Source organism: Allofrancisella inopinata (assembly GCF_012222965.1).
GTDB classification, from domain to species: Bacteria; Pseudomonadota; Gammaproteobacteria; order Francisellales; family Francisellaceae; genus Francisella; species Francisella inopinata.
Window position 1 is genome coordinate 815,150 of record NZ_CP038241.1, and the last position, 19,097, is coordinate 834,246.

Sequence of the window (19,097 nt, forward strand, 5' to 3'; positions counted from 1 at the left end):
ATTTGAGCTTAAATTATAAAAATTATTGTATACAGAGATAGATCACTCTTTTTTAGTAAAAGGGTTATACATACAATAGATATTTAAGTATAATAGCTTTTAATTCGGTCTAAATTTATACCAGATATATCATGAATGTAAAAGCTTATTCAAGGTGTACTAATTATTTATTAGCTTTTGGTTTAATTTTTTTATTAACGCCTTTAAGAACTATAGAAATTCTTGCTGTAAGCTTGATATTACTAAATATTTTTTTCTATATAAAGAACATAAAAGAGTGTAATAAGCTTTTTAAAGAAAATAGACGGTTTATCTTTTTACTATTGCTTTTACCAATATATAGTTTGGTTATGGCACTTATTCATTTAGATGGTCGATTAATGGCTATACCTTTAGTTTTTTTTATTCCATTTATTCTAATTATGTCGTTGAATTATATTACTTTGCAAAAGAGTCTTTTTCTAATTTGCATTTTGATAGGAGCTATAATTACATTAATTGAAGTTTTAATAGCGGTTCATTCTGGTGCAGTAAGATTTGATCCAACATATTATAATACTATTTACTCAGGTCTTTTCTCTTCAACAGAGGCGGCCTGTTGTTTTTACTTCATGATTTTGTTTTTAGAAAACAAAGAATACTTATTATCAACTTTAATGTTTTTCGTTTTTGTTGTAATGTCTGTAGCATGTTTATATATGGCAAGTAAAGGTGCTATTATATGCCTTTTAATTGCGATTTTTTGTATACCTTTTTTTCTTTTAAATTGGAAGAAAATTATTTTATTTGTAACTTGTAGTGTATTTATAGTGGGGGTTTTGTTTACAGGGTTTAAGAATTCTTCTTATGTGGAAAGATTTTCAGAGATGTTTCATAGTATTGAAATTTCAGAAAACAACCAAGTTCTTTCAACTTCTACAGGAATAAGGCTTCAATTATATAGGGCATCACTTATATGTGCTAAACAGCATCCTTTTATTGGGTGTAATATAGAGCAAGCACATACAATAAAAGAAGACCTTATGGAAAAAAACCAAGCATCACTTCTTGCGGTGGAGTTTCAGCACTTTCATAGCGATTTTTTTAATAGTTTAGGAAAAATGGGAGTGGTTGGTGCTATTTTTTGGTGTATTTTTTGGGTAAGTACTTTTGCATTTTTTCTCCTTCAAAGGGGAGAAAATACTGAAATTAAACTATCATTTAACATTTCTATATTACTAATTGTAACATTTTTTATTAATTCATTATTTGATTCTATGATGGCGTATGGTAAAGGGGTTATGTTTTTGGCTCTTGTAGTTATTTTCGCAGCTGCTTTTAATAAACAAGGTAATTTTAGTAACTCTTTAGAACGTTAATTTTATAGCTTTCAAAAAAGCATCTAAGTGTTATTAGAGATCTATGGTCTTAAAGTAGGTGAATGATAGATTCTGTGTCAAGCCATGATACGACAAAGTAATTTATGCTATAATGCTCCTAAGAAGTAAATATATAGCTTATATTATTAATTTATGAATAAGAGTGGAAATACGAAAATCTATGTATACAATCATTGCCCTTATTGTATCAAAGTTAGGCTAGTTGCTGACCTAAGTGGGCTAGCCTATCAGTTAGAGTTTTTAGCAAATGATGATGAGAAAGCTCATATAGATAGAATAGGGTCTAAACAAGTACCTTTTTTAGAAAAAAAAGAAGGTACTTGTTTAAAAGAAAGTGATGAGATATGCAAATACATCGCAGAAATTCAATCTTTTGAAATAGCCAACTCAAGTATAAGTCCTATTGTAAAAGGTTTAATAGCAGAGTTAGCACCGCATTATCGTAGAGTTGTGTACCCTAGGATACCTTATCACCCTAAAAATGAGTGTGATTTCCCCACTCAAAGCGCAAAAGAGTATTTTATAAATAAAAAATCACAGTATATTGGTGATATGGATATTTTTCTAAGAAATCCCCCTAAAGATTCTATCAATGAAATAAATAGGATTCTTTTAGAAATAGACCCATACATAAATACCCCATTTATAAATGGTGATAAATTTTCATGGGATGATATAAATATTTTTCCGATATTTTATATTTTGACTATGGCAAAAGATTTGCTAGAAATTCCTAGTAATATCAAGAAATATATCCAGTCTATGGAAAATAAAACAAATATAGAGTTGTACTAAATATGATAGTATCAATTGAAAGCATAGATAAAATTTTACCTCAAACTCAATGTCAAAAATGTACTTACCAAGACTGCTATAGTTATGCTAAGGCCATTACAAATGGCGAAAAACATAATAAATGTATAACAGGCGGAGAAAAAACTTTAAAAGAACTATCACAGCTTTTAGGTAAACCAGAAATTCCTTTAGATGAAAGTTTAGGAAGAGTAAAGCCTCGTGCTATAGCAAAGATAGACGAAAGTATGTGCATTGGTTGTACAAAGTGTATATTGGCATGTCCGGTAGATGCTATAGTTGGTGCCAAAAAGCTTATGCATACAATCGTTGAATCAGAGTGCACAGGGTGTGAACTTTGTATAGAACCTTGTCCTATGGATTGTATTTCTTTGATTGATCTTATAGAGAGTAAACAACCACAGAACCTACCTGAAAAAGAATATATACAACAAAAAAATCATTATCGTGAAAGGTATGAGTTTCACAAGCAACGAGTTAAACAAACAAAAGTTAAACAACGTGAAGTTTATAAAAATATAGCGACAGCACAAGAAATAGATAAAAAAGCATATATAGCAGCATCTTTGGCAAAGTTTAGAAATAAGAAAAAAGTCTCCACTTCTGATGAATAAAGAAAAACGCATAAAGATTTTTGAAATTTGGAAACACAATGACCCTAATCCAACTACAGAGCTAAAATATACTTCTAATTTTGAATTATTAATAGCTGTAATATTATCAGCACAAGCAACTGATGTAAGTGTAAATAAAGCTACAGCTGTTTTATACAAAGTCGCTAATACCCCTAAGCAAATATATGCTTTAGGTGAACAAAAACTAGCTGAGTATATAAAATCAATCGGGCTATACAAAACAAAAGCAAAAAATGTCATAGCGACGTGTAAAGATTTAATAGAAAAGTTTAATAGCGAAATACCTGATAATTTTGATGATTTAATTTCTTTAGCAGGAGTTGGCAGAAAGACTGCTAATGTAGTACTTAATACAGCTTTTGGTAAACCAACTATGGCTGTGGATACTCATATATTTAGACTTGCTAATCGTATTCCTTTAGCGAAGGGAAAAAACGTTAATGAGGTCGAAAAAAAGCTTTTAAGGGTAATTCCAAAAGAGTACTTAAAAGATGCTCATCATTGGATAATTTTACATGGTAGATATATTTGTACAGCTCAAAAGCCCAAATGTAGAAATTGTATAATTTACCAATATTGTGAATTTAAAGATAAGGAAAAATTTGTATGATTTTTTCCCAAGATAGAAATCAATTGCGTAAACTTTTTATAGATAGTTGGCAAAAGTTTCAAGCTAGAGAACCTTTAACTGCTATAGAAGAGCAAATATCTAGGATTATAGAGCTACACCCAGAATACCATAACCAAATAAATATGGATAATATCGATAAAGATTATTCTCCTGAAATGGGGCAAATAAATCCTTTTTTACACATTGGTCTACATCTTGCTATTATTGAGCAAATTCAGACTAATCGCCCAGCAGGCATAGCAAGTATATATACAAAGCTACTAGCTAAGTACAATTTTGATGAACATAAAGTCCAGCATATTATGATAGACTATCTAGCTGAAGAGATGTGGAAATCACAAAAATACAATGCTCTTCCAGAGGACAAAGTTTATCTAGATAAATTAAATCAGTTATTACTAAAAAAATGAAGCTTAAGTAGAAAATAAAGAGTAAGTAATGAAAAAAATTATAGGTAGAAGTGTTCCAAAAACCAATGTTGATTTTAAGCAACCAGTGGGTTTACATATCATTGCAATAATGATTTTTTGTCTATGCTTGTGTATAGCTCCTTTTGTAACACTTTTAACTCTTTATGGCGATATCAACTTCTTTTATAACAGAAATGACCATATTTCTGTAATGTTTTTTGCCGGTGTTTTTGGGTGTATAAGTAACTATTTTTTTGGTTCAACGAAATCGATAATTCATGGCTTACAATTTGTAATCATTGCTATTATTTTATCTTTTATAAAAAATACCTATCTTTTTAGCTTAGCAGCTTTATGGACAGGAGTTTCTATCGTTATAGTTAATTTACTTTTTAATTTAAGCTCTTTTTACCTAAAAACTGATTCCCGTCGCTTATATGGCTTTATTGGAGTATACTCGAGTGCTTTGTTGGGAATAGCTATAGGTGTTTTTATTTGTTTTATTGTTCTTAAAGATGCATATTCATTTAAATTATTCTATCTTTTTACTATTATATTCTTGCTAATTTTTTTCTTAAAAATAGTTATAAACTTAACACTTCTTTAACTAGTCAAACAGAAAGAGTAGATATAAGTTTTTATGGTGTTTTTATTATATTTTTTGTTTTTTCAGTAATATTGTTTTACTTACTTCTTAATCTAAAAATCTTTAGCAGCCTTAATCTTATCGTGCTACCTGTTTCTTTAGTCTATTTACATGTGCTGACTGTGACTAATAATAAAGAAACTGGCTTAGAGCTTCTTAAATATGTGTATTTTAGTTTAGTACTTATAGTTTTAAATAAAATGATTTATCTTACTTTTCTTAAGTATGACAATAATAGTATAGATCCAAAATATATTAATTCAGTAATTAGTACAGTTATATTCCTTATGTTTAATTATGGTCTTTGTATAGCTGTTTATATTGCTTGGCAGTTTAAGATTATAAGCTTAAAAATAGAGTCAATAATAAACTCTAAATTGATAAAAGTGATGCTTTACTTAGAAGTAACAAAAGTTTTTATATTAGCATTAGCAGTGTTTATTGACAATAATCTAGTGAGCAATACGATGTTTATCATATCTATAATATTGTCTATTATTCTTAATATATTTATAATTCCTATTTATTTTTCTTTAGGAAAGATATTAGCAGGTGGTAAAAACGAAACTATAACGACGACATTATTATACTTAATATATTCATCATTGGTGTTTGTATCTTTCTTATATGATATTTCTATTAATATCTAGAAAATACTTGAAAAATAGTTATGAATTCACATTTTAGAACAAAGTATATAACACTTATGTTATAATAACCAATGTATAATTTCAGGAAACTTCTAAGGAGAAGAAATGAACGATTTTAATAATACTAGAGTTATTGACTCATTAACACAAGAGTCAGCTTTAAGAGCAAATAAAGTACTAAGGAATACTTATTTACTACTATCTATGACTTTATTATTTAGTGCTTTGACTGCATTTATAGCTATGCAAACTAATGCTGGTTTTATGAACCCTATAATTATGATAGTGGTATACATAGGATTATTATTTGGTATAAATGCTACTAAAAATTCACCTATGGGAATAGTGTTAACCTTTGCTCTAACGGGATTATTAGGGTATTCATTAGGCCCTATATTAAACGCGTATATCACTATGTTTAAAAATGGTGCTGAATTAATAATGATGGCATTTGGTACTACTGGCCTAATATTTTTAGGTCTATCTGCTTTAGCGATGAACCCTTCTAGAAATTTTAATAGAGTAGGCTCATTCTGTGCAGTTGGTGCTATAGTTGCTTTGGTTGCTTTAGTTATCAATATTTTCTTACAGTTACCTGCTTTAGCGTTTGTGATTTCGCTAGTTTTTGCATTTATTTCAGGTGGTTTTATCTTGTGGCAAACTAACTCTATAGTTAGAGGTGAAGAGAATAATTACGTTTTAGCAACAGTTAATATATATGTTTCTTTATTCAATATTTTCGTTACTCTATTACAAATTTTCGGGATTGCAGCTGGCGATAAAGAATAATTTATATTATTATCTGCTATAACTTTTGATTTCGTAAATTCTTATAAATGCTTTTTAATTATGTAACTCCGAAAGATAATGTAATTTCCAATGTTTATGGCGCATCGTTTAGTATTTTACTCAAAGAATATATTAAACGAAATGATAATTTTAATCTTATAATTACAGAAGAACCACAGCAGGCGTATAGGTTTTATAAAGAGTTAAAATACTTATCTAAAACTTCTAATATAGAAGTTTTGTTTTTCCCAAGCTTAGAGATTTTAGCTTATGATAGATTTTCTGCTTCGGTTGATATCATATCACAACGTCAAAAAATCCTTTATAAGCTAGCAAATGAGAGCTCAAAAAATATAGTTTTAGTCACAAGCGTTGAGAATGCCCTTAGAAAGCTAGCTCCAATAGATTTTATACAAGAACATAGTTTTATTTTAAAAGCAGGAGATATTTTTGATACTACAAAACGTAAATCTCAATTTATCGAGGCTGGATATACACTAGTTAATAATGTTTTCGCTAAAGGCGAATTTAGTATCCGTGGTAGTATTATCGACATTTATCCAATAGGTTCAAAAGTAGCTTATAGAATAGACTTATTTGACAATGAAGTTGATAGTATTAAAGAGCTAGATATTGACTCGCAACGCTCAAAAAAAGATGTGAACCATATTGATATAATGCCATCACATGAATTTGTTTATACTGATAATACAACAAACCTAGCCTTTGATCAGTTAGCACATCTTTGTCCAAAAACTGCACTTAATTCAGATATAGCAGGTTTTATACAAAATCAAGAATACTTTAGTGGGGTAGAGTTTTATTTACCATTATTTTATAAAAAGTTATTCAGTTTGTTTGATTATTTACCTAAAACTACAAATCTACATCTGTATGGCAATGTTTCTAATAGTATAGAAGCTTTTTTAAGTGAGGTTAAACTTAGGTATAATGAGTTAAAAGCTGATGTAAGCCGCCCAGTATTACATTACGAAGAGCTTTTTTATTCACAAAATGAATTTATTAATTTCATAGAAAAATATAAAACTATAAAGTGGTTATCAGAACCGATATCAAAATCAAAGAAAATAAACTTAAAAACACTAGCTGGAATTTCGGCAAACTATAAGCTTTCTAATCCTTTTAAGCATTTATTAGATCTACTTTCAAAAAATAATTTTGAGAAAGTGATTTTTTCAACAGATTCAAATGGCCGTGCAGAGATACTTTTAGAGCATTTGACTAAAATAGATTTAGATATACAAGTTTGTGATAGTTTTGAGCAAGCTTTAGCATCTCAAGCTCAATATTTTCTTATAGTTTCACCTTTTCAAGAAGGCATAATATTAGATGATCAGCTAGTATTAATTACAGAGGCAGATTTATTTCCCGAACATACAAAAACTGTATCAAAAAACTTCCAACAAAATGAGTATGACACGACAGATCTTAAAGACCTTACAGATCTAAAACCTGGGATGCATGTGGTACATATAGACCATGGAATTGGTAGGTATGAAGGATTAGAAATCGTTGAGTTAAATGGCAAAAAAGATGAGTTTATTTTATTAAGGTACGCCGCTGATGCCAAAATTTACGTCCCTATTACATCACTAAACTTAATAAGTATTTATAATTCTTCTGTGACTGAAAGTATAGCTCTTAGTAGGCTTGGATCAGATAAATGGAAAAAGCAGAAAGAAAAAACTATTAAAAAAATTATCGATGTAGCAGCGGACTTGCTAGAGATTTATGCAAAGAGAGAGATGCGACAGGGTTTTAGTAATTCATTAGATGAAAAAGAGTACTTAAAATTTTGTGCAGATTTTCCTTTTGAAGAAACTCCTGATCAGCTAAAAGCTATTAGTGATGTTTTTAAAGATATGATTTCTAGTAAACCCATGGATAGGCTAATTTGTGGTGATGTAGGTTTTGGTAAAACAGAAATTGCCATGCGGGCAGCATTTTTAGCAGTACAAAATCAAAAACAAGTAGCCATATTAGTTCCTACAACTATTTTAGCTCAACAACACTATAACAGTTTTAAAGATAGATTTGCCAAAACAGCTGTAAATATAGAAGTGATTACTCGGTCTAAAACTTCAAAAGCACAAGAGAAGCTTTTTGAAGATCTTAAAAGTGGCAAAGTTGATATCGTTATAGGTACACATAAGCTGATCTCTTCAAAAATAGATTTTAACAATCTAGGTTTATTAATAATTGATGAGGAACACCGTTTTGGTGTATCTCAGAAGGAGAAGCTTAAATCACTAAAGGCAGAGATAGATATTTTAACAATGTCTGCTACTCCTATTCCGCGTAGTCTGAGTATGGCGTTTTCAGCTTTGCGTGATTTGTCTATTATTGCCTCACCTCCAGCTAAGCGTTTGTCGGTAAAAACATTTGTTAAAGAATATGACACCGCTATAATTCGTGAGGCTGTAACTCGTGAAACTATTCGGGGTGGTCAAGTATTTTATTTATATAATAAAGTAGAAACTATTCAAAAGAAAAAGGAGTTTTTACAAGAGATTTTCCCACGCTTGAAAATAGCTATTGCACACGGTCAAATGAGTGAAAAAGAAATCCAAAAGGTTATGTTTGATTTTAAACACAATAGATACCATATTTTATTGTGTACGACTATTATTGAAACAGGAATTGATATTCCAAACGCAAATACTCTTATTATCGAAAACGCAAATAATTTAGGTCTTGCTCAGCTACATCAACTACGTGGAAGAGTGGGGCGTTCTCATCATCAAGCATATGCTTATTTACTTATTCCAAGTGAGTTAGCTATTACCAAAGATGCTACCAAAAGATTAGAGGCTATTAGTACCACAGAATCATTAGGCGGAGGTTTCACACTTGCAAATCATGATTTAGAAATTCGTGGAGCTGGTGAAATTCTTGGTAAAGAGCAAAGTGGTAATATTGATGGTATTGGCCTAAATCTGTATATGGAGTTACTTGATAAAACTATAAATAATTTAAAAGCAGGTAAAAAACTTGATATACATGAGATAGTAAATTCAACCACTTGTGATATTGAGTTAAATATCCCACTTTTGATACCTGACTATTATGTAAATGATGTTAATACTCGTTTAAACATATACAAACGTATATCTAAAGCTGATCATAAACAATTAGTAAATATAAAGATAGAGTTGATAGACCGTTTTGGTAAGTTACCTCTAGAGGTTTTATATTTGCTTAAAGTTGCTCATTTTAAATTAGACGCTATTGATTTAGGGATAGCTCAAATCAAAATGTTTGCTAGTTCTGGTAAAGTAGTATTTTCTGACTCTACTAAGTTTGAGCTTCAGAAACTAATAAAAGTTATTCAATCTAGTCCGATGGATTTTCAATTAAGCAAAGATCAAGATTTATTGATAACAAAAACTACTAAAACAGCCGAGCAACGTATAGAGTTTGTAGAGAAATTTTTAAAAAATATTGGGTTTAATTAATAAAAAATTTTTATAAAAAATTTTTCATGTGGGTTTCATAGTCAAAACCCTGTAACAAGTACACCATATGATTTAAGGGATTGTTGTAACAGCCCCTTTAAATAGGTTCTTTTAGTCATTTTTCAAACACTGTATGCACCTGCCAACTTACCAAAGCACCACTATATTCTTAACAGGGTAAAAAAAGCAAGATAATGAAATTTTATTAAGTTAATAATAAGTTACAAATTATATGGTAATTATGATATTATGCATTGCAATTATATTATTATTGTTTTAAAAATATACTAAACTTATGGAAATATAACTTATGCAGTCACTTAAAAATATCCATTGCATTACACTCAATCATATAGCTCGTAGATATGATGGCGCTTATGATTCATTTATTAAACTCACATATGCTCTAGAGCATTATGCATATACTAATTACTATAACTATAACGTGGAAGTTTTATCTAATAATAGCTATACCCATATTAAGGTTATTATTAAATGCAAGTTTCATAATGTAGAACAAACATTTGAACTTCATAAAGACATACATTTCCAAGGAGTTGGATATAAGAGTGCTGATTTAATATGTAAGCAGTGTAAACAAGATTTTAAGAGCGATTATGATGAGCAAATTGATGCTTTACTTGCGGATAAATTTGAAGCAAGCCCAAGCTATTTTGGATTATATTATAGCAATAAAACTCTACATAAAGGTCTAATGTCTAAATACCAACAACATAATCTTGCTTTTGTTGGTTTTATAGATTCTGATGAGAGTATTATTTACTGTATGTGTAAGCTATGTGGTTATTTTTCCATTAAACCTATAAAACTTCTTATGAGTGGTGAGAATTATAATTGTAAAAAATGTGCAAATAAGCCCCATTTGAGATCTAATGTTAATGAAGTACAAATAAAACTTCACAAGTTATATTGTGACAAAGTTAGGATTACAAGGTTTTATAAAATATATTTTCTATACAGAGATAACCTTTTAGTAAGAAAAAAACAATTCTTAAGTATAAGAGAATTTGTTGATAAAACTGGGATTCACTATAAAATGTTTGTAGGTGCCAAAGAGGATTTACGTAGTGTATTCAAAAAGCAAAGTAATGAAGTAAATATTTTACCTTTGTTTTATTTGTCAAACTCTGATTGTTCTGTATTTGTAAAAAGCGCTCTTTTTAAGCCTGAAATAACGTATTCAGGAAACACATTAGATTTAAGTTATTATATACTTTCAAAAGAAAAAAATATCAATTTAAAGGGAAAGCCAGTAATATTTGTAATAAGCATAGATATTGAAAATACCAAGCTTCCTTACATATGCAATAATGATATCCAAATAATAGTAATATGTACATCTGCTGAATATAAAAAAATATTAGTCAACAATAATCAAATAACTGGATTACAAGATAATATAAGTTTTATCAAATTAAAGTGTGATGATAACGGCCATGACTTAGCCAGGTATATAGTAATAAAGAAATATGTTGCTTGGCATTATGCCTATTCTCAGAGCATAGATGATTTTCTTATTATAGAAGGTAATATAAATATGGTTGTAAGTGCCAATGACTATGTCTATGATTGGTCATTACTGTATCAATATACTAAACAAAAGGTAACCAGTAATGGTCATATTGTTGGCTTAATTGGGCAAGAAAAATATGAACAAAAAACACGCAGTGGTATAGCAGCTATTATTTATTATAATAGTTCTTATATCTTTGAAAATCTCTTTAAATACGCAGGATATAATCTTTGGGAATTAATACCGGTAAAATATTATAATTATGCTGCTGATTCAGCATATACATTAATAGCGTTAGAAGTTTTATATAAACAAAATCTAGCTTATAATTATGAAAATGGTTATATAGATATAGACATAGATAATATCAAAGTTTCCAGATATAGAAAATCTGCATCATCCTTGGGTCTAAAAGGAGTTGAAGACTATTTAACAGTAAGTCAAGGTGCAAGTGATGTAGAAGACTTCGTCATAACCGCTCTCCAAGAAACTGTTATTGAACGTTATCAAAATAAGATAAATATACCTTATTTAAAACTTTTCATGTTACAAAATCATATACCTAAAGAGAATATTTCTAAGTTAGCTAAGGTTATAGATAGTTATACACTTAATTCATATGTTAAGAATAATTATAGGGATTATCAAAAAAAAGCTATAAATGAAATAGAATCCTCACAAGAAAAAATTAAAAGAGTTTTTTTGCCAACTGGAACTGGTAAAACTTATGTAATTTTTTATAAAGCGCTTAATGACTATATTAAAGGTAAAGATGTAATTATTATAGAACCTTTTTTGTCATTAGTAGATCAAATGTTTTCTCTTTTTAAAAGAGAAATCTTAGAGAATATACCTCGACCTAACTTGGATGTTAAGTATAAGTTTCCTGTCCTTAAGGTTGCTACAGGTTACAATAGGTGTCTTACATTAGCATATTTTGCTGAGAGGATGAGAGAACCGCAACATTTAAGGGAAAAAAGAAAATATATCGTTAGTTATTATAGTTTTATAAATTTATTTGATTCTGTAGATAAAAGTAACTTAAATAACGTTAGTTTTATTTTTGACGAAGCTAAGATAACTGCCCCCGAAAAGTTGCTAGCTAAACTACCTGATTTTAGTGAAAAGTTACTAATGTCTGGATCAGAATTTGACCATAAATATACGTATAAACTAAATTATAGAGAAGCATTCGATCGTGATGTGATAAGAAAAGTAAAAGGTTATAAAATAGCTTGTACTATTGATCAAATTCAAAACAAGATTTTAGAAAATAAACCGTTTAAAGGTATAATTTATGTGAGTGGACAAAGAAGATTAAGAGAGCTTATAAGAACAATCCCTCAAAGTTTTAAAAAGTCAAACTCAGCAAAACATGACTTACAGTTGTTAACCTCATATCTACAAAAGTGTTTTCAAAACGTAAGTATTAATTATATATATAGTAAAAAATATAATAAAAAGTATATAGATGATACTGATAAGCTGAATATTTATAAATTAGAAAACTTTAAAAACAAACAAGATAATGCCGTATTGATAACCTATAGAAGCTTAACGATAGGTTTTGATGATCCTAATTTAGGGTATATTATTAAGCTAGGAGATTTGTATGGCTCAAAAGGTGAGCAAATACTTGGACGAATAGTGCGTAAATTTCCTAATAACACCGGTGGAACAAATTTATATAAAAAAGCGTATTATACTGGAGAGTTTGATGAAAACCTCAAATGTCTTTTAGCACCAGCAAGTGCTAACTTATATTCTCAAAAATTGCAAACACCTATCTTCGCTATTCATAAACCAAATATTACCCTCCAACCTTATAGTAAACAACAAGTTCAAAATCCATGTAACTTAGTAAGCAAAACTTCTTTTTTAAAACAGCAGCAGTATTTAAATCCAAATGAATCTATAAGAGCTACTATGAGTTTAAATTCTAATTCTAGAACATCTAGTATAGATAGTGAATTAAGATTGAAAAACACCAGCATATTTGAGAGACATGATGATTCTTATAAAAGTTTTGAAGATCTTAGAGTTTTTAATATAATAGATGCAGAAATGTCAGATAATCCATTAAGTCCTCAAAATAGAAGTTTATCTAGTGAAAATAATAGGTTTTATAATAATACAGATTTTAAGCATATTAGACGCTCAAGTATAGACTCGCATATGTCAATTGATTCATTAAACTCAAATGCTCAAAATCAAATAAATAGTTTTACTACTAAAAAACCTAGCTTCTTTATTAATAAACCAGGTACTGTACTAAAACTTTATGGTAAACAACAAGCAAGTATAAGAGCCGGTATAGTTAATCATCGTGTTAACTGCTATATTAATGCGAGTTTACAATTACTATCATGTATGGAACCTATCTTACGCCAACTAACAGATATAAGCGATATAAATCAAAGAGCATTTGCAATCTCACAAAGATTATCTGAAGATGGCGCTATTCAACAGCAATATAAGCGTTATATTTCTTCTACTAATCTTTTTAACGTAATTAATGAAATAATGACTCAGTTAATTAGCGGACAAAAAACTTCTATAGATATAGTTAGACTATTAGATTGTTTTAAACAACAAAATGTAGCAAATAGTGCACTGGATACTCCTATTTTTAGGAACGTTCAAGGAGATGCTCATGAATTTATAATAAAATTATTAGATATAACTGTACTAGATAACCCGAGTGTAATACATAAAAGGATAGTATCATGTTCCAATTGCGGTCAAAGAAGTGTAACAGATAATCCCCAAACTTTTATAGGAGTTAATTGTAATCAACCCCATTTAGTAATTTCTAATGCAGTTTTCACTGAAAATAATCCCTCAATAGAAAATTTAAGTGGAGAAAATAAATACCTATGTTCTAGCCGAATTTGTGGCGGTACTAAGCAAAATGCGAGAAGTGAAATATATTATGACTTCATGGATCAAGACTATATACTTGTACATTTGGTATTATTTGATACTTCCAGAAGTAAATATACAGAGAACATTTATATTAACGATATAGAAACCCAAGGGGTATGTTACAAACCCATTGCTTGTATTGTACATATTGGCCCAAATATCGATAGGGGTCATTATATAGCAGTATCTCGTAATACCTGCCAAGATAATTTTGTTATATATAATGACACTAAAGTAACTAAAACAGCTTATAAAAATATAGACGATGTAATTAATAGCTTTAAACCTAAATATGGCTACACTAACCCTCAACCATATATCATACTTTATAAAAAACAAACCCAAAGCCCTTATGTTTTAGCAAATAGAGCTTCTTTTTTAGAACACCCAGATACCAATGCAACTATAACAGCTAAAATAAATACAAATACTAGGCGTTTGAGTATAGTTTCAGATAGCCCAGGCAAGCCACTAAGCCCACAAAATAGAGTTTTTTTTGATGAATACAATAACTTCCATAACGATCAAAACTTTAAGTATGTGAGACATCCTAGCATAGGTTCGGATATAGTTAATAATCCATTGAGCCCTAAAAGTAACGATACTTTTTTTGATAAATTTAGTTTTGCGCGATTACATGATGAAATTTATACTCATAGGGCTAAAAATGAAATCCAAAACCTTATTAAAAGTCACCATAATAGTGCAGTAATAGCTGGTGGAGATGAAATTAATAGTTATGCTGCAGAGATTACTATTAGGTGTGAAAATAATCATGAAACTAAAGATTATGTAACTAATTTTATTGAGTCATGGTGCCAAGATTGCGAAGTAACTGGCAACAAAGATCCTAATAAAATCAAGAAAAGAAAGGCTTCCATATCGACTTCTGATTTAGAAAAAGTAGTAAATAATAATATTGATATTGTACCTAGTGTTATGGGTAATATAGGACAAGGATTTAATACTGATAATAGTGTTAGTCTAAGTAGTCAGCTGCAAACATATACAAAAAAACAATATAAATGTGATTTTCCAGGCTGTAATTATAAAACCACTTTTTCAGCAAGTTTGAAAACACATCAGCTGAGACATACAGGGGAGAAATCATTTAAGTGTGACTTTGAAGACTGTGATAAAAAATTTCTTACAGAAGTAGAGTTGAAAACACATCAGCTGAGACATACAGGGGGGAAACCATTTAAGTGTGACTTTGAAGACTGTGATAAAAAATTTCTTACAGAAGTAGAGTTGAAAACACATCAGCTGAGACATACAGGGGGGAAATCATTTAAGTGTGACTTTGAAGACTGCGATAAAAAATTTTTTACAGAAGTAGAGTTGAAAATCCATAAACAAAGACATAAAGGGAAACTACTTAGTTGTGACATTGCAGGCTGTAGTAGAAAATTTGCTATAAAAGCAGAGTTGAATAGACATAAAAAAAGCCATGAGGAGAAACCATATGTGTGTGACTTTGAAGGATGTAGTCAAACTTGTACTACATCAACACGATTGGTTGAACATAAACGAGTACATACAGGTGAGAAACCATATGAATGTGAAATCTGTGGTTACAGGTCTGCTAGAAAAGGAGATTTGAATAGACATAAAAAAGTGCATGAAAGCAATAGATGATTAGAGGAGCCTGAGCCCTTTCATTACAAGTTTTGTGAAACTGTATAGCCTACTAGTTATAGGTGTAGTAGCTCAAACTTGATCTGATAATAAGTACTTGTCTAAAGCATTCTAAAGGTTTAAAACAACTATTTTAAAGTAAAATCTGGCTTATATGTATTTATAAAATTTAGGTTATTCCTTATAATAGTGGCTAGCTTACTAAGTTTACATCTAAGTGTTATATAATTTATGCGAGAAATTTCTAATTTAAAAGTAAAGGTTGAAAGTGGTGGTAAATATACTACAGAGCAAGGTTTTCATGCAGTTAAAGATGGTATTAGAAATAAAAAAGAAAATTCTGTACATATTCGTAAACCTGAGTGGCTAAAGGTTAAAAAACAAGATTCAAATGAATACCTTAAAGTTAAAACTATCACGAAAAAACATAAGCTTTCTACTGTTTGTGAAGAAGCGAAATGCCCGAATATTAATGAATGTTGGTCTCATGGTACAGCAACCATCATGCTGATGGGGAGTGTTTGCACTAGAGCATGTAAGTTTTGTTCAGTTGACACAGGAAATCCAAAAGGCTGGCTTGATAAAGATGAGCCTAAAAATGCAGCCAAAAGTGTAAAATTAATGAATCTGGAATATGTAGTTTTGACTTCGGTGGATCGTGATGATTTAGAAGATGGTGGAGCTGCACATTATGCAGCCACAATTTCAGCAATAAAACAACTTAGTCCAGAGATTAAAGTTGAAGCTTTAACACCAGATTTTGGTGGCGTAGAACAAAATATAGATAAAATTATAAATACGCAAGTTGATGTTATCGCACAAAACATCGAAACTGTAGAACGTTTGACTCATCCTGTGCGTGACCCTAGAGCAGGGTATTGGCAGACTCTTAATTTTTTGAAATATGTAAAACAAAAATCATCAAATGTTTTGACCAAAACTAGTATCATGGTGGGTCTAGGTGAAACAGAAGAAGAAATCTATAAAACTATGGATGACGCTAGAAGTGTAGGGGTTGATATTTTAACACTAGGTCAATATATGCAACCAACTAAGCATCATTTAAGCGTACAAAGGTTTGTAACGCCAGCACAATTTGATGAGTATCGTAAAGTAGGTTTAGCAAAAGGGTTTTTAGAAGTAGCATCTGGCCCGATGGTTCGTTCTAGCTATAGAGCAGATAGAGTTTTTAAAAGAAATAATTTAGACTTATAAAATTAAAAAACTAAAAACAAAAGGTGAAGAAAATGGCAAAAGTAGCAATAGTATTATCAGGTTGTGGTCATCTTGATGGTACCGAGATACAAGAGGCTATACTGACTATACTAGCGTTAGAAAAGCAAGGTGTAGAATGGCAAGGAGTTGCTTTAAATGAAAACCAAAAACATGTAATAAACCATTTGAATCAATCTGTTGATGCGAAAGCTTCTCCTAGAAATATATTAGAAGAATCAGCACGTCTTACTAGAGGCAATGTTATAGACCTTGCAGAAGCTGATAGTGATAATTATGACGCTGTAATATTTCCAGGTGGCTTTGGTGCGGCTAAAAATATTATGGATTTTGCATTTGTTGGTGATGATAGTTATCAAATGAATGAGGAAGTATTAAAATTTGCAAGAGCTTTTTATCTTGCAGATAAGCCAGCTGGTTATATTTGTATTTCTCCTTTAATGATACCTTTAGTCTACCCAGAAGGCACAAAAGTAACTATCGGTAATGATGAAAATACAGCAGCAATTTTAGAGAAAAAGGGTGCTGAAATTGTAATGATGGATGCTACAGATATTTGTGTTGATGAGGGAGTAAAAGTGGTTTCCACACCAGCGTATATGTGTGCTAAAAATATTTTAGAAGCGTCACAAGGTATAGAAAAATTAGTTGAAAAAGTAGTTAGTTATATTTAAGGATATAAAAAGATGGCAGGTCATAGTAAGTGGGCTAATATCAAGCATAAAAAAGCAAAAGAAGATGCAAAACGAGGTAAAATTTTTACTAAATTGATTAGAGAAATAACAGTAGCAGCTAGGTTAGGGGGTGGGGATAAAGATGCTAACCCAAGGCTAAGAGCCGCTATTGCTACAGCACTTTCTAATAATATGAGTAAAGATACTATAGAAAGAGCTATCACTAAAGGTGCTGGTGGTGAAGAGGGAGCAAATGTTGAAGAAGTACGTTACGAAGGTTATGGACCAAATGGTGTAGCTATTATGGTTGATTGTATGACAGATAATCGTAATCGTACTGTTGGTGAAGTTCGTCATGCTTTTACTAAAAGTAGTGGAAATCTGGGAACAGATGGTTCAGTAGCATATATGTTTACTAAAAAGGGTATTATTTCATTTGCAAGTGGAGTAGATGAAGATTCTCTAATGGAACTAGCTTTGGAAGCAGGGGCTAATGATGTAATTATACATGAAGATGGTAGTATAGATGTAATAACAGACCCTCAAAGCTTTTCTGATGTGCAAGAAACACTTATAAAAAAAGGTTTTAATCCAGATAGTGCTGAAGTTACTTTTGATGCAGAAACTAAAGTTGAGTTAGACCTGGAAACAGCAGAAAAGGTTATGAATCTAATTGATAAATTAGAAGACCTTGATGATGTACAAAATGTATACTCTAACGCTAATTTTACTCAAGAATTAATGGAACGACTTAGTTAACTATAATTTGATAGATATTACATTCTTAATAAGTCTAGGAGCTAAATGGTAATTTTAGGTATAGATCCAGGTTCAAGAATTACGGGTTTTGGGGTTATTAAGGCTCAAGATAATAAACTATATTATGTTGCTAGTGGGTGTATTCGTATTACAGAAGTAACTATAGCAAATAGGCTCAAGCAGATTGCAGATGGTATCACAGAAGTTATAAATACATATGTTCCAACAGAATCTGCTATTGAGCAGATTTTTATGTTTCAGAATCCAACAGGTGCTTTAAAGTTAGGACAAGCAAGAGGTGTTGCTATGTGTACTTTAGCCATAAATGGCTTAGGTGTTAGTGAGTATTCGGCTAAGCAGATAAAACAAGCAGTAGTTGGAACAGGGGCAGCAGCAAAGTCTCAAGTTCAACATATGGTGCAATCTCTATTAGGGTTAAGTAAAAAGCCACCAGAAGATGCAGCAGATGCTTTAGCTATAGCTATATGCCATTATCATAGCAGTAAATCCTTAGCTAAAATTGTTGGAGCAAGTCGAGTGGCTCAAAAAAGAATTAAATAAATGTCATCAACTCTAAAAGCTTATTAAATATTACATAATACCAATTCCAACACATATAGCTAACGATACTAAAAAGTAGTACTAACTGAAATAGCTTGGTTTTAAGCTATTTCAGTTAGTACTACTTTTATGCCTAGTAGGCTATATTATTACTTTTAGTCATAAACTCCTTTGGGATAAATTCAACAATTTATGTTGGAATTGGTATAACTGATTATCCTCGTGCTTCACGTGGTAATCTACCGTCTTGAAAGCCAAAAAATTACAGTCTTTAAATAGCTAACGTTGAAAACCTGCTGTATAAAAATTCATGTAAGCAATCTTATATGTTAATTTAAAGAGAC

At 30.4% G+C, this 19,097-nt stretch carries 12 protein-coding genes and 1 pseudogene; all 13 read left to right on the top strand.

The window, feature by feature from the left end; all coding sequences use genetic code 11:
* Positions 1–131: 131 nt before the first annotated feature.
* The 13 genes and pseudogenes from E4K63_RS03745 to ruvC all read left to right on the top strand — a co-directional run bounded on the left by E4K63_RS03745 (position 132) and on the right by ruvC (position 18,753).
* Positions 132–1,358: an O-antigen ligase family protein gene (locus E4K63_RS03745; RefSeq protein ID WP_133940710.1), complete on the top strand. Its 1,227-nt coding sequence runs from the start codon at positions 132–134 to the stop codon at positions 1,356–1,358.
* 153 nt (positions 1,359–1,511) lie between these two features.
* Positions 1,512–2,174, top strand: a complete 663-nt coding sequence (gene grxB, locus E4K63_RS03750) for a glutaredoxin 2 (RefSeq protein ID WP_133940712.1) — start codon at positions 1,512–1,514, stop codon at positions 2,172–2,174.
* A gap of 2 nt (positions 2,175–2,176) precedes the next feature.
* On the top strand, positions 2,177–2,806 hold the full coding sequence (locus E4K63_RS03755; protein ID WP_133940714.1) for an RnfABCDGE type electron transport complex subunit B: 630 nt from the start codon (positions 2,177–2,179) through the stop codon (positions 2,804–2,806).
* Complete coding sequence (nth, locus tag E4K63_RS03760; RefSeq protein ID WP_133940716.1) at positions 2,799–3,437, top strand: endonuclease III; 639 nt, start codon at positions 2,799–2,801, stop codon at positions 3,435–3,437. Before E4K63_RS03755 ends, nth begins: the two co-directional genes overlap by 8 nt.
* Complete coding sequence (locus E4K63_RS03765; RefSeq protein ID WP_133940718.1) at positions 3,434–3,868, top strand: DUF1841 family protein; 435 nt, start codon at positions 3,434–3,436, stop codon at positions 3,866–3,868. The genes nth and E4K63_RS03765 overlap by 4 nt, the downstream gene beginning before the upstream one ends.
* A gap of 28 nt (positions 3,869–3,896) precedes the next feature.
* Positions 3,897–5,164 (top strand): annotated as a pseudogene (locus tag E4K63_RS08335) (hypothetical protein).
* Between the two features lie 105 nt (positions 5,165–5,269).
* Complete coding sequence (locus E4K63_RS03775; RefSeq protein WP_133940722.1) at positions 5,270–5,953, top strand: Bax inhibitor-1/YccA family protein; 684 nt, start codon at positions 5,270–5,272, stop codon at positions 5,951–5,953.
* A gap of 47 nt (positions 5,954–6,000) precedes the next feature.
* Entirely contained in the window at positions 6,001–9,429 is a 3,429-nt protein-coding gene (gene mfd, locus E4K63_RS03780; protein ID WP_133940724.1) for a transcription-repair coupling factor, read from the top strand.
* 310 nt (positions 9,430–9,739) lie between these two features.
* The gene (locus E4K63_RS03785; RefSeq protein ID WP_133940726.1) at positions 9,740–15,526 is read left to right on the top strand and encodes a DEAD/DEAH box helicase family protein; all 5,787 of its coding nucleotides are present in this window, start codon (positions 9,740–9,742) and stop codon (positions 15,524–15,526) included.
* Positions 15,527–15,757: 231 nt separating this feature from the next.
* Positions 15,758–16,741: a lipoyl synthase gene (gene lipA, locus E4K63_RS03790; protein WP_133940728.1), complete on the top strand. Its 984-nt coding sequence runs from the start codon at positions 15,758–15,760 to the stop codon at positions 16,739–16,741.
* 32 nt (positions 16,742–16,773) lie between these two features.
* Positions 16,774–17,433 carry an isoprenoid biosynthesis glyoxalase ElbB gene (elbB, locus tag E4K63_RS03795; protein WP_133940730.1) on the top strand — a complete coding sequence of 220 codons (660 nt, stop codon included), beginning with the start codon at positions 16,774–16,776 and terminating at the stop codon, positions 17,431–17,433.
* Between the two features lie 12 nt (positions 17,434–17,445).
* Positions 17,446–18,192, top strand: a complete 747-nt coding sequence (locus tag E4K63_RS03800; protein WP_133940732.1) for a YebC/PmpR family DNA-binding transcriptional regulator — start codon at positions 17,446–17,448, stop codon at positions 18,190–18,192.
* 45 nt (positions 18,193–18,237) lie between these two features.
* A complete protein-coding gene (gene ruvC / locus E4K63_RS03805; RefSeq protein WP_133940734.1) occupies positions 18,238–18,753 on the top strand; it encodes a crossover junction endodeoxyribonuclease RuvC in 516 nt (171 codons plus the stop codon).
* Positions 18,754–19,097: the final 344 nt, after the last annotated feature.

Excerpts from the sequence above, each read along its gene's own strand:
- E4K63_RS03800 (WP_133940732.1), top strand. The coding sequence starts at position 17,446 with ATGGCAGGTCATAGTAAGTGGGCTAATATCAAGCATAAAAAAGCAAAA.
- mfd (WP_133940724.1), top strand. The coding sequence starts at position 6,001 with ATGCTTTTTAATTATGTAACTCCGAAAGATAATGTAATTTCCAATGTT.
- grxB (WP_133940712.1), top strand. The coding sequence starts at position 1,512 with ATGAATAAGAGTGGAAATACGAAAATCTATGTATACAATCATTGCCCT.
- lipA (WP_133940728.1), top strand. The coding sequence starts at position 15,758 with ATGCGAGAAATTTCTAATTTAAAAGTAAAGGTTGAAAGTGGTGGTAAA.
- ruvC (WP_133940734.1), top strand. The coding sequence starts at position 18,238 with ATGGTAATTTTAGGTATAGATCCAGGTTCAAGAATTACGGGTTTTGGG.
- E4K63_RS03785 (WP_133940726.1), top strand. The coding sequence starts at position 9,740 with ATGCAGTCACTTAAAAATATCCATTGCATTACACTCAATCATATAGCT.
- elbB (WP_133940730.1), top strand. The coding sequence starts at position 16,774 with ATGGCAAAAGTAGCAATAGTATTATCAGGTTGTGGTCATCTTGATGGT.
- nth (WP_133940716.1), top strand. The coding sequence starts at position 2,799 with ATGAATAAAGAAAAACGCATAAAGATTTTTGAAATTTGGAAACACAAT.
- E4K63_RS03755 (WP_133940714.1), top strand. The coding sequence starts at position 2,177 with ATGATAGTATCAATTGAAAGCATAGATAAAATTTTACCTCAAACTCAA.
- E4K63_RS03775 (WP_133940722.1), top strand. The coding sequence starts at position 5,270 with ATGAACGATTTTAATAATACTAGAGTTATTGACTCATTAACACAAGAG.
- E4K63_RS03745 (WP_133940710.1), top strand. The coding sequence starts at position 132 with ATGAATGTAAAAGCTTATTCAAGGTGTACTAATTATTTATTAGCTTTT.
- E4K63_RS03765 (WP_133940718.1), top strand. The coding sequence starts at position 3,434 with ATGATTTTTTCCCAAGATAGAAATCAATTGCGTAAACTTTTTATAGAT.